Below are 12,788 nucleotides of genomic sequence, written 5' to 3'. Positions count from 1 at the left end.
ATTGCCTCAGGTTAAGAGAGATAAAAGAAGAAACTTCTGATTAAAGATTTACTAGCATAAGTAGATGAACCCTGCTAGACGTTATTTTAGGAAAAAAGAAAGGTCTTTTAGTACCTTCAAGATAAATGGATAAAAAACAATGAGGAGGAATTACGATGACAACGACAACAGCTACAACATTGAAAAACTTTGTAAACGGAGAATGGGTAACACCTTCAAGTGACACGTTAAAAGAAAGGTATAATCCTGCAGATACAAGGGAGGTTGTTTCTTCGTTTTATCAATCGACTTCAGATGATGCAAAGCAAGCAATAGAAGCAGCCGAAGAAGCATTTAAAACGTGGGGAAAGATACCTGCACCTCAGCGTGGAGCATATTTATATAAAATTGCCGATTTAATGGAAGAAAATAAAGATGAACTTGCTAAAACAATTGTGATGGAAGAAGGGAAAACGTACAACGATGCGGTGAAAGAAGTCGGTTATGCTGCCGGAATTGTTCGCTTTTATGCTGGCGAATGTCGCCGAATGAAAGGGACCATTTTAGAAGGCGATATGCCAAATGTGCAAATTGAAATGAAACCAGAATCGCTTGGTGTTGTATTAGTTGTAACACCTTGGAACTTCCCACTTTCTATTCCAGCATGGAAAACGGCTCCAGCTATTGCGAGCGGGAACACAGTTGTCTTAAAAACGTCATCGGAAACGCCATTAACCTCAATGAAATTCATGGAAATTGTTGAAGAATCTGGTATACCGAATGGAGTTGTCAATCATGTTATTGCGCCTGGAAAGCTTGTTCCAGAAATGATTCATCATCCAGCGGTAAAAGCAGTCACATTTACTGGTTCAAATCCTGTTGGTAAGAAAATTTATGCAGAAGCAGCAAAAGATATGAAGCGTTGTCTTTTAGAAATGGGTGGTAAGAACCCACTTATCGTTATGGAGGATGCTGATCTCGATGAAGCGGTACAATTAGCTGCTGCAGGGGCTTTCGGCCAAACAGGACAAGCGTGTACAGCAACAGGTAGGGTGATTGTTCATGAGCAAGTTGCAAAAGCTTTTACAGAGAAATTAGTTGCGAAAACGAAAGCGCTCAAAGTAGGAAATGGAATGGATGAAGGAGTCGATATGGGCCCTCACGTAAGTAGTTCTGAGCGCAATTCCACACTTGATTTCATTCAAAACGCTAAAGAAGAAGGAGCAACCGTGTTAACAGGAGGCGGAGTTCCGGATGACCCGAACTTGCAACACGGGTATTTTGTAGAACCTACTGTTATTTCAGGAGTCACATCAGCAATGAGAATTGCTCAAGAAGAAGTATTTGGTCCTGTGATTAGTATTATTGAAGTAAAAGATGTCGATGAAGCTATTGCCGTAGCAAATGATGTAGAGTATGGTCTTTCATCCGCAATATGTACAAAAAATCTGGAATACATGAATAAAGCGCTTAGTGGTATTGAAGCAGGAATTGTGAAAGTGAATATGACAACTACAGGAACATTCTTCCAAGCGCCGTTTGGTGGATATAAGCAGTCTAGTACAGGGACGTATAAAGAACTAGGTAGTGAAGCGATGGGTTTCTATTGCCAATTCAAAACGCGGTATATTAAAAGCAAGTAAATAATTATTTGCCATAAAACTTGGCTTGTCGCCAATTTTATAGTGAAAGCCTTTGTTTTTCTTAAGCAGTGTGGAGGACGGATATATGGTTCCTCACGCTGCTTAACTTCCTACATCAGGAAGTGCTATAATGAAGCAAATGGATTTGTCAGAGATGGAGGTTTTTATGAAAACAAAAGCAGATGTATCTGCAACGGTATTAAGAGCAATGAAGGTGTTGAAGTATTTAAAAGAAGCGCCTGGTCCACAAAGTGTTAGTTATATTAGCAAGGATTTAGATCTGTCTCCTACCATTGTACATCGTTTATTAACGACGTTAAAAATGGAGGGATTTGTGTTTCAGGATGCGCAATCGAAGCTGTATTCGCTTGGAGCAGTTTTTCTTGATTATGCGAATAAAATTGTAAATGAGCTTCCCTTCGCCCCCATTGTTGAGCCTTGGTTACTACAATTGCGGAATACAAGTGAAGAAACGGTCGGCTTTTATATTCCAAATGGGCATACACGACTTTGTTTAATGGAATATGAAAGCCGACAGGAAATAAGGCGCTCTGTTGGAGTGGGGACACAATTACCAATCTATGCAGGGGCAACAGGTCGGGCTATTATTTCCTTCCAATCGGAACAAAGACAAAAACAAATATTAAACGGCTTATCCAAAGAGGAGCGAGCGGTTGTACAACAGAAAATAGTAGTTACCCAGCAATATGGGTATTCTGTTAGTTTAGAAGAAATTAGTGCGAATGTTTCGGCCATATCTGCTCCTGTGTTTGATCAGCAGAAGCGAGTAGTTGGAGCCATTTCAATTTCAGGACCAGCTTTTCGATTCAATGATGAAAAAATAGCGGAGGTTGTTCCTGATTTGCTACATGCGACAGCTGAAGTATCGAAATCTTTCATATAATGAACGAGGGTGCATAGCTGAGATACCTGTACGATAGCAAGTTATAAGCCAAACGTTGTCGTTTTATCTTGGCCATTACGGTTATAGAAGTGCAACGAACTCTCCCTTCCCGCCTTATATGCGGAGAGGGAGAGTTCGTTGTACTTAAATGAAAAGCTATTCACCGCTCATGTTACCTACAAATTATCGTACTTTAATTTCCTGCCTCTGCTCTTTTCTACAGGGTATTTCTGCGCATTTTTCTGCATTTTTTCCAATATCATTTCTTTAACGTCTAAATCAAGATCATGGCTAAGCATCAGTGCATAAATCATGACATCAGCGAGTTCTTCTTTTATGTTTTCTAGGTTCTCCTCAATTGCTTGTTCACTTGTTTTCCATTGAAAATCTTCCAGTAATTCAGCTGCTTCTAACGACAGAGAGATAGCCAAATCTTTCGGGTTGTGAAATTGTCTCCAATCTCGCTCATCGCGAAAGGTGTTCAATTTTTGGATTAATTTTCCTATATCATTCATGTTGTCCCTTCCTTTATAATTATTTATATAGACCATAGTAGACATCGTTTGGTTCTATAATATAGTGAAGTATAAGTATTATACTTCACTATATCAAATTCCGTTACCTTGAAGAAATGTAATTTTAAATTTTGCAAATCAAATAGGAGAATGGTTTTTGCGAGTTTAATAGGTAGTAAAAGATCGTTCCCCTTGGCTAATAATATTCTATCGCCCCCATTTGATTGAAAATTCGCTTTACAGTGAAATGTAATGATATAAGATGACCTATGCCCCGCTTATCGTGTAAAATAACTATATAATTCCATATATTTTAGTAGAAATGAATATTTATAAAAAAAGAGGTTTATATCTTATTGTAGAAATAATAAGAGGTTATCTTTTATGGAAGAGCGATGCTTATAAACGATTGGTAGATGTGCATTCATCTCAACCTTGGTTTATAAGGGAATGAAAGTTTGTTTTCATATAAATGTCCTACCCAGGAGAAATAGCTCAACGGATACACAGTAAGCAAAAGGAGTATTAGTGATGAAGCCCACTAAATTGACATACGGAATACTGATAGTTATCGGATTGATTGCCATTGGATTAACAGTTAGCTCATTGTTTAAATCTATAGATAAGGATGTTGCTGCTACCCATACTACGGCGAGTAGTGAAAAAAAAGCGCATCCTAATTATCCAGAAGTTCAGGTTGTTACTGAAAAAGCACATGACAAAGTATATAGCATGGAGATTGATTATCCGCAGTTTCAGAGTAAGAAATTAAACCAAAAAATGAAAGAATTTGTAAAAATAGCTAAAGAAGACTTTTTACACGATGTAGAAAAAAATAAACAACAATTAAAGAGTCAAGAGGCGACACTCGCTATCCGTTCAGACATGCAAAAGTTTTCAGATCACATTTATTCTGTTGCAATGCATGAAAAGAGTTGCTTACATGAAAAGCAATGTCAAGACTTATCTGACATCATTATAGTAGATAGCAAGAATAGTAATTACATAAATCAAACTGATATCCTACAAGATACAGAACAGAACCGAGATACTCTTTTTCAATTGTTGAAGCATGCATTTGAACAATCTGATACATATAGAGAACACTTTTCTAGAAAAAAATTATCCGAGTGGGTCTATGATAAGGACAACAATTTTTCCAATATGTATCTTGCAGATGAATCGATCGTTTTTCAGTTTGATAATAATAAAGTGATAGATAAAGAAGCGGAAATCGCTATCCCTTTATCGAAAATGCAAGATGTACTAACAGATGAGTGGAAAGATATGATTAGAGATGAAAGCACTGAGGATAGTAATAATACAGAGAATAATAAACGTACTGAGAACAAAGTAAATACCGGGGATAATGATAGTACAGAGAATAATAAAAGCACGGAGGATAAAGAAGACACAGAGGATAAGCAAGCGAATTCGGCTGTAAAGCAGGAAGAAAAAAATTCAAATTCTTCCTCAGTCAATGAAGAAAAGCGTCACTCTTCGAATCAGAAGCGAGTTGCTCTTACATTTGATGATGGTCCACATCCGCAAAATACTCCAAAGGTGCTTGATCTACTAAAACAGTATAACGCGAAAGCAACATTTTTTATGCTGGGAAATAAAGTAGCTGCAAATGCAACCGTCGTTAAAAGAATGAAGGATGAAGGGCATGAATTAGGTAACCATACTTGGAGCCATAAAGATTTAACAAAATTAGGGGTAGCAGGAATAAGACAAGAAATAGATAAGGCCAATGAAGCTATCCGTAATGCTGCGGGGAAAAATCCTACTTTATTTCGTCCACCGTATGGAGCGACAAATGGAAATATAGAGCAAATTGTAGGTTTACCATCCATTCTTTGGACTGTTGATACACGAGATTGGGAGTCGCTTGATCCAGTGGCAATTCTAAATGAAGTTAAAAGTCATACAACAGATGGTTCTATTTTGTTGATGCATGATATACATACATCTACTGTAAATGGGCTGCAATCCGTATTGGATTACTTAGTTGGAGAAGGTTATGAATTGGTAACTGTTTCGGAAATAAGGAAAAATTAGCAGAAAAAGAGGGACATTGTCTCTCTTTTTCATTGCATTATAAGAAAGTGTAGAATTTCAAGGTTTATAGTGTAAGCAAAAAGATGGAGGACTTCGCCATAAAGTTTTACCAATGAAGCTTTCTTAACAGGATAAGAAAGCTTAAAATTAGGTGCTTGAGATAACGAATAATGATTAGCCCTGTTCAGCCCCGTCGCCCAGCAACGAGGTGACTTCACTTCATTATCCTAAAATAAGTCACCATCGGTTCATACCTCACTGCGATCCCTAAAACTTTCGTTGGTTTGTTCCATTTGCTCGTTGCTAAACGGGTACTTGTCCCTTTGTCTTAATAAGTCCTTTCCAACATTATTTCTCATGAATGTCTGACGAGCCCATTTTCACATGCTTGTAAATGATTGAAGGAGGCATTTCGTAACGGAGAGAAAACAGCTTGCAAATCGGCTGGAATAGTATACGTTAAACATCTTTCATACATAGAAATATTATTTATTTTCCCTTCTACACCTTGATCATAGGCAGCTTTTATATTATCTGGGATTGTTATGAACTTTGCGGAAGCGTCTTCTGGTATGGCAACTTGATAACGGTCAAATAACGTTAGTAAGGCTTCGATTTGGATAACAGCAACTAAATATGCAATTCGCTCATCTAAACAAAATCCTTGGGGGGATAAAAACTCCCCCCAAGGATTGAAAACTCTTTTTATAAAAAGCATGAAAATGCATTAAATGGAAGCTTCATAAATCGATTTAACCGCTTGTTGCAATGCTTGGTTAAATTCTTCATCTGTCTGGTTAACATTTAAATCTTGGCTAAGTGCTCGAGAGAAGCTGGCAATTAATCCATCATTTTCTTTTAGTTTGGTATTTGCTTCATCTCTTGAATAACCACCTGATAACGCAACAACACGCACAACATTTGGATGATCGATAAGCTCTTTATACAAGTTTGGTACAGTAGGGATGGTTAATTTTAGCATCACGAATTCATCTTTCGTTAAGTTATTTAAATGTTTGAGAATTTCTACTTTTAACATCTGTTCGCATTTTTCTTTTTCTGGGCTGTTAATGTCTACCTCTGGCTCAATAATTGGAACTAAACCAGCAGCGATAATTTGTTTACCAACGTCAAATTGTTGATCTACTACAGCTTTAATTCCTTCCGCATTTGCTTCTTTGATTACAGAGCGCATTTTTGTACCGAATATGTGGCGTTCGTTTGCCCGTTTTAATGTTTCATCAAGGTCTGTAATAGGCTTCATGAGTTGGACGCCATTGGCTTCCTCGGCAAGCCCCTTGTCTACTTTTAGAAAGGGTACAATCCCTTTTTTCTCAGCTAAGTAATCGCCTGTATACATTCCTTCAATTTTACGATCCATTGTTTGTTCAAATAAAATAGCCCCTAAAATGTAATTTGAATCAAATGCAGGCGATGTAATGATTCGTGTACGCATTTCGTGTACTAAATCAAACATTTCATCTTTGTTGGAATAAGCGTCTTCAGAAATTCCGTAAGCAGCTAATGCTTTTGGTGTACTGCCCCCACTTTGATCCAGTGCGGCAATAAAACCTTTGCCGTTTTTCATTTTTTCAAATTGTTGTTGCATGATTTCCACTCCTTTTTAGTAATAGTGCTAGCTTCTTCAGCTCAGAACGAATTATACATAAGAAGGTGACAGAAGCAACAGATTTTAGTGACTGTTCAATCAGGAGAATATAACCTTTGATTTCAAAAGTTCCGTATGAAATAAATGTCTGCCACAAGCAGCTTTTTTACGATCTAGGAATTTATAAAATGTAGCAGCTGTGGATAAACTAACTAAGTTATTTAGCCACGTCCGGCTCCAGCGCTCAGCAACTAGGCGACTTCACTCCATTGCCCTAAGCTAAGTCATCATCGGTTCGTTCTAAATAGGAAGGCCGACTAAAGACGGGCTTGCCAGAGGGCGCCGGCATACTCCTGTTGCAGGAGCATGCTTCCTAAAACTTTCGTTGATTCGTTCCAGTCGCTACGTTGCTAACCGGGCGCTTACGCCTTTTGTTCCGATAGATATGTTCTACAACGCAAAAAGCCAGCTTCATTTAAATGAACAGCTCATCTACTATTATTGTAGCACTTACAACAAAAAGGATATAGTTTAACGCATGAAATTGAATTCATTTTACATTAAAACTCTTAGTAATTGTGTCTTGTATGTTGCATAAACGCTTTGTAAGTAGTTTGTGATCCCCGACTTGTAGCATGTATGATACAATAATAGAAAAATAAGAACAATGCGCAACAAATAATTTTAAGTTTAATATAGAAGTTATGCGAGTAAAATAATGATTTAAATCAGTATCTAAACGGAGGGGATACATATGAAAATAAACAATATATTTTGCGTTGGCCGTAATTATGCAGATCATGCCGTTGAGTTAGGGAACGATATACCAGAAAAACCCTTGATTTTTTCAAAACCTACCAACTCGCTGGTAATTGCTGATGGCACTCCTATTGATTTTCCAGCTAACCAAGGAGAAATCCATCATGAATTAGAGATTATTTTATATGTTGGCAGAGATGTTTCAGCAGGAGATAAAGTGGATGATGTAGTGACAAGAATGGCTTTAGGAATTGATTTAACGTTGCGCGATGTGCAAACAAAACTGAAAAAGAAAGGGCATCCATGGCTTCTGGCAAAGGGGTTTAAAAATGCGGCGGTGTATACGAATTTCTGGGATTTTCCTGGACAAACAGCTTGTTTAGAAAACAACTTCACCTTATTACGTGATCAAGAGATAGTGCAGACAGGAAATATTGCTTCCATGATTTTCTCATTTCAAGCAATAATTGATTACTTGCAAGCAAATTTTAGTTTAAAAGCAGGAGATATTATTTATACAGGCACACCTGAAGGCGTCGGGCCAATTCATCATGGTGAAACGTATGCATTGAAATGGGGCGAAGAAGTAAAAGGAAGCTTTCAAGTGCGATAGGAAACCATAAGCAGATCTTGCCAGCTCATTATTTAGAACTAGCAAGGTTGCTTTCCATTCTTATTTTTTTAGGTACTATCGTATAAACAAAATGTACGGCTTTCACTATAAAGCCTGTTTTCTTAGTAACGATTTTCTCCGCTTTACTCATCTAAAAATATTTCTTCCAGAGAAGGCTCATTTACGTCTACGCGGTAAATATCTATGTTGTATTTACCAAGAGCGCGAATTATTTCCGCAATCTTTTTTTCACTCGTAACATGAATCGTAAACTGGGAAGTTTTCATTTCTAGCTGTGTGCCTGTTAATGTGAGCCATTGTTCGAGTGTTGGTAAATGAGTAGAGCGGATTGGTGAATGCTTAATAGTTACAGTAATGGTAGATTGATAGTATGCACGTAATTCATCCATGGAGCCGATCTTGCCTATTTTTCCGTCTTTCATAATAGCGATACGGGAACATATCTTTTCTACTTCATCTAAATTGTGGGATGTCATAAAAATAGTTTTTCCTTGTTGATGTAATTGCTGAATTAAATGATGAATGTGAATAACCGATTCAGCATCAAGGCCTGACGTCGGTTCGTCAAGGAAGATTAGTTGCGGGTCATGAATGATTGCTTGAGCAATAGCAAGCTTCTTTTTCATCCCAAATGAAAATTTGCCCGCTTTTTTATGCGCATGTTCTTCAAGCCCAACAAGTTTTAATATGTCCATACAACGTTCATCAGATACAGGCTTTTCAGAAACAGCTGCTAAAAACTTCAAATGTTTCATCGCAGTCATAGAAGCATATAAAGCAGAGTAATCGGGCATGACGCCAATCTGCTTTTTTATGTCATCATTCGAGCCTTGTACGTCTAAAAGAGAGTACGATCCCGAACTAGGTTGGATGATCCCTGTTAGCATATTAATAAAAGTCGATTTTCCCGCACCATTGCGACCTAAAAAACCTAATATTTCTCCTGATTTCACTTGCAAGTCAATCTGGTTAACGACGTGGTTTTTTCCAAAGGTTTTCATTAACTTCTTTGTTTCAATAGCCAACATTTAGCATCCCCTCCTGTTAAATATTGCTATCGCAATAAATAAGATGACTCCGACTAATAATAAAACCCCAATAAAATGAAAATTACGTTCATTTATATAATAAAAGGGAAGTAGATATTTCATCCAGCTTATCCAAGCATTGGAAGTGAGTACAGTCCATGAATTAAAAATAGGAAATGCTATTCCAAGTACAATACTAAGAAACATGGTAAAGCCTGATTTCGGGATGAGTACGGATAATAAAATAGTGAGAGCAAGATAATACGCAACCAAGCTTGTAGCCTGGAATAAAGTAATCATGTCAAATTTATGTACAAATATGCTAATGACCATGAAGGAAGTAACTAAGCAAACGATCCAAAAAAACCAAATACCTAAAAACTTTCCAATAATGATGGCAGAGCGTGAAGTACGTGTCACTAAAAAACGAATGGTACGCTCATGCATTTCACGATTCATCGTATCATGTGATAGTCCCATAACAAATAGCATACCAAATATAATTAAGAGTCCGGAAATGGCAATTGTGTGAATGACCTCTAGTTCTTCAGCTGTAAAATTAATATTTGCAGATAACAGCAAATCGGAAAATTTGCCTGAATAATAGGCGGTAATTAAAAATATAGCAATAATAATAATTGGTTTAATTCCTTTAAAAGATTCGATAAATTCTCTTTTGCTAATGGCAAGCATGACTTCTCCTCCTCATTCCTATGTAAGGGTCTGTTCAAAACGCGCTAGCTCGAAACATGAGCATATCACTTTAGTGAACTTTTTGAACAACCTCTGTAAATCTATTATAAATAGCCAACCTTAACGTGAAGCAACTAGCACCTTAATTTTTCCTTAATTGATCGATGTTTTGTTTAAGGCGATGGTATGATAAAGAATAGATAAAGTGAATCAATATTTAGAGGGGCTTTTATCCAATCGTGGTTAAATGCTGTTATCTTCTATGGAGACGTGTCCAGCTGTAACTGCCACATCTTGCACTATTTTGTTTATAGTGTAAGAAAAACGAAGGCATTCGTCTAAAAACTTTGATAAAAGGCCAAGTTCTAAACTGGTTCAATATATCTATCATAAAACTGCTGTTAGGAGTGTTTTTATGCAACATTCTCCATTATTAATTGTGGACGATGAACAAGCCATATTACAAATGCTACAAACTATATTAAGCAAAGAAGGATTCACCCATATTGATGTTACAAAGACGGCTGAAGGGGCTATCCAACTGTGTAAAAGTAAGCAATACGACGTCATTCTATTAGATGTCATGCTGCCTGGGGAGGATGGTTTTGATGTCTGCCCTAAAATTAGAGCTATTTCCGATGCAACTATTTTCTTTTTAACAGCTCGGACGTCCGATTTGGATAAGCTATCTGGCTTTGCGGTGGGAGCGGATGATTATATTACGAAACCGTTCAATCCACTTGAAGTCGTCGCTCGGATAAAGGCGTACTTGCGGAGAAAGCAAGGTCGAACGGCTCACCGTCAAAAAACATATTATGATGATGGGAATATACGGATCAACACGCTGTCTGCTGAAGTGATGCTGAAAGGGAAAAAAGTTACATTGCCAGCACAAGTGTATCAATTGTTATTATTTTTTTGTCAGCACCCGAATCAAGTGTTTAGTAAAAGCCAGCTTTATGAGCAAGTTTGGGGCGAGGAGTATTTAGGAGAAGATAATACCGTCATGGTACATATACGTAAATTAAGGGAACAAATAGAAAAAAATCCAAGTATGCCTTACTATGTAATTACCGTGAGAGGGCTTGGTTATAAATTTATACCAAATGGTACATCACATGCAAATACATAGAAGATTAATCGTGCAATTGCTCTTGCAATTACTGATGCTGTTTGTATTTGCGTTTGTACTCAACATAACGATATTTATCTTAATCTCCTATTTCGCAGAACAAACAGAGACAGTGGAAGATCTGACAAAGGCTAGTGATCTATTTATTGAAAATCGTGTAGAAGTAAAAGCAGGAACGGCCGAGATCGAACAGGGGTTAAAAATACGAGTGGAAGAACAAGATGGTTGGCTTGCTGTTTTAACAGAAGAAGGCAAAGTCATTGGTTCTCATAACACCCCTCCAAGCTTGAAAGGCAAACGTATGGAAACGTTATTGTATTCCGAAGACAATAATATAAGTACATACTGGGTATGGGGAGAATTTGCAGAAAAGCAGTACTATGTCGTATTTGGCAAACATAACTGGCAAAAAAATATCATGCAAGCAATCAAAGAAAATATAAGCTGGAAGAATCAAAAGCTGGAGCTTTTAGGGGCGGTAAAAACGAAGCTGGATAAGATAGGTGGTTGGGCGTTACTTGTGGATTATACTGGAAAGACATTAGACAGCTATGGGAAAGATGCTCCAACATCTTATCTGACAGAAGATTTAATTGCTATCAAAGCGGATCAAAAATGGAGTCATGTGGAAAGTTATTTTCATGAGCCTTCTCGACTTACTTTAATTGTTGGAAAAGAGCCAACTTCTTCTTCTAGCCTTGCAGGAAACATGGAGGGGAAGATTAGTAATAGTGTCATTGTAGTGGCTGTTTTCGTTATCTTGTTTTTCTTATTGGCCACTTACTGGTATGCACACAAATTTAGCTCCCCATTACTTATGTTTATAAGGTGGCTTCAAAATCTTGGACATGGCATCTATGAGCAACCAGTACATCCAAGAACTGGACAACCTATGTTGTTCAATAAATATGGTGACATAAAAAGAAAGTATCGACTTTATAAAGATCTATTCTTTACGTTAACACAATTAACGGATATTCTACGGGAAAGAGATGTAGAACGAAGACGTATATCACGGTCAAGGGAAGAATGGGTGAGTGGTATCTCTCACGATTTAAAAACACCGTTGGCTTCTATCCAAGGATATGCGAACATGATGGAGTCTGATGCGTATTCTTGGAATGAAGCTGAAATAAGAGAATTTGCCTCTGTAATAAGCAAAAAATCAACGTATATGAAAGATCTGATTGAAGATTTAAACTTAACATATCAATTAAAAAACCGAGAATTGCCTATTTCAAAAGAGCGGACAGACATGAACGAATGTATTCGTAGAACCATTCTTCAGTTTATGAACAATAAGTTGTATGCGGATAAGGAACTTCGCTTTCAACCATCTCACAACGAAATTATCGGTTTCATTGACCGTAAATGGTTTCAGCGAATTATGGATAATGTCATAGCAAATGCAATTAAATATAACCCTGCAGGGACAATGATTACCATATCCACCGAGTTGATCGAGCAGCATGTAATGGTGATTAAGATTGTAGATAATGGTGTGGGCATGGATAACGAAACCGTCAACCGCTTATTTACCCGTTATTATCGAGGTACGAATACCACCGAAACAGATAGCGGAACAGGTCTTGGTATGGCGATTTCCAAACAATTGATTGCACTACACAATGGATCAATCCGGGTGCAAAGTAAGCCAGGAGAGGGGACGGTAATTCGTATTTTATTGCCTTTGGGTTAGGAATAGATCTCTTTATCATTAGAGAGAACAAGGTAGTAACATTAAATGTATTTATAAACAGTTAAGCAGTTACATTTAATGTTACAGGTCCTTGCTCCTTATAAACTACAAGCCTAATTTTTTTGGAACATC

11 protein-coding genes are annotated in these 12,788 nt (G+C 37.3%); 6 read left to right on the top strand and 5 right to left on the bottom strand.

Annotated features, from left to right (window positions below):
* The first annotated feature begins 155 nt into the window (after positions 1 to 155).
* Positions 156 to 1,622, top strand: a complete 1,467-nt coding sequence (locus tag D9780_RS17490; RefSeq protein ID WP_121641010.1) for an aldehyde dehydrogenase family protein — start codon at positions 156 to 158, stop codon at positions 1,620 to 1,622.
* Between the two features lie 130 nt (positions 1,623 to 1,752).
* On the top strand, positions 1,753 to 2,526 hold the full coding sequence (locus D9780_RS17485) for an IclR family transcriptional regulator (protein WP_240458721.1): 774 nt from the start codon (positions 1,753 to 1,755) through the stop codon (positions 2,524 to 2,526).
* Positions 2,527 to 2,702: 176 nt separating this feature from the next.
* On the opposite strand, the gene D9780_RS17480 is transcribed toward D9780_RS17485, so the two are convergent.
* A complete protein-coding gene (locus tag D9780_RS17480; protein WP_073008372.1) occupies positions 2,703 to 3,041 on the bottom strand; it encodes a nucleotide pyrophosphohydrolase in 339 nt (112 codons plus the stop codon).
* Positions 3,042 to 3,572: 531 nt separating this feature from the next.
* Here D9780_RS17480 and D9780_RS17475 point away from each other — a divergent pair.
* Positions 3,573 to 5,102 carry a polysaccharide deacetylase family protein gene (locus D9780_RS17475; RefSeq protein WP_121641009.1) on the top strand — a complete coding sequence of 510 codons (1,530 nt, stop codon included), beginning with the start codon at positions 3,573 to 3,575 and terminating at the stop codon, positions 5,100 to 5,102.
* A 355-nt stretch (positions 5,103 to 5,457) separates the two neighbouring features.
* On the opposite strand, the gene D9780_RS17470 is transcribed toward D9780_RS17475, so the two are convergent.
* Positions 5,458 to 5,820 carry a ferritin family protein gene (locus D9780_RS17470; RefSeq protein ID WP_121641008.1) on the bottom strand — a complete coding sequence of 121 codons (363 nt, stop codon included), beginning with the start codon at positions 5,818 to 5,820 and terminating at the stop codon, positions 5,458 to 5,460.
* Between the two features lie 9 nt (positions 5,821 to 5,829).
* Positions 5,830 to 6,714 carry a fructose bisphosphate aldolase gene (locus D9780_RS17465; protein WP_121641537.1) on the bottom strand — a complete coding sequence of 295 codons (885 nt, stop codon included), beginning with the start codon at positions 6,712 to 6,714 and terminating at the stop codon, positions 5,830 to 5,832.
* Positions 6,715 to 7,465: 751 nt separating this feature from the next.
* Between D9780_RS17465 and D9780_RS17460 the strand changes: the two genes are divergently transcribed.
* Positions 7,466 to 8,083: a fumarylacetoacetate hydrolase family protein gene (locus tag D9780_RS17460; protein WP_205601096.1), complete on the top strand. Its 618-nt coding sequence runs from the start codon at positions 7,466 to 7,468 to the stop codon at positions 8,081 to 8,083.
* A gap of 143 nt (positions 8,084 to 8,226) precedes the next feature.
* Here D9780_RS17460 and D9780_RS17455 read toward each other — a convergent pair whose 3' ends face one another.
* Positions 8,227 to 9,132 (bottom strand): ABC transporter ATP-binding protein, encoded by a 906-nt coding sequence (locus D9780_RS17455; protein WP_121641006.1) that lies wholly within the window; start codon positions 9,130 to 9,132, stop codon positions 8,227 to 8,229.
* A complete protein-coding gene (locus D9780_RS17450; protein ID WP_121641005.1) occupies positions 9,133 to 9,825 on the bottom strand; it encodes an ABC transporter permease in 693 nt (230 codons plus the stop codon).
* Between the two features lie 415 nt (positions 9,826 to 10,240).
* On the opposite strand from D9780_RS17450, the gene D9780_RS17445 reads away from it, so the two are divergent.
* A complete protein-coding gene (locus D9780_RS17445; protein ID WP_121641004.1) occupies positions 10,241 to 10,957 on the top strand; it encodes a response regulator transcription factor in 717 nt (238 codons plus the stop codon).
* Complete coding sequence (locus tag D9780_RS17440) at positions 10,944 to 12,656, top strand: sensor histidine kinase (protein WP_162985918.1); 1,713 nt, start codon at positions 10,944 to 10,946, stop codon at positions 12,654 to 12,656. Before D9780_RS17445 ends, D9780_RS17440 begins: the two co-directional genes overlap by 14 nt.
* Positions 12,657 to 12,788: the final 132 nt, after the last annotated feature.

The organism is Virgibacillus sp. Bac330, assembly GCF_003667845.1.
Lineage (GTDB): Bacteria > Bacillota > Bacilli > Bacillales > Amphibacillaceae > Virgibacillus > Virgibacillus chiguensis.
The sequence above is the reverse complement of the archived record's forward strand: the minus strand, read 5'-3'. Positions and strand labels throughout refer to the sequence as shown.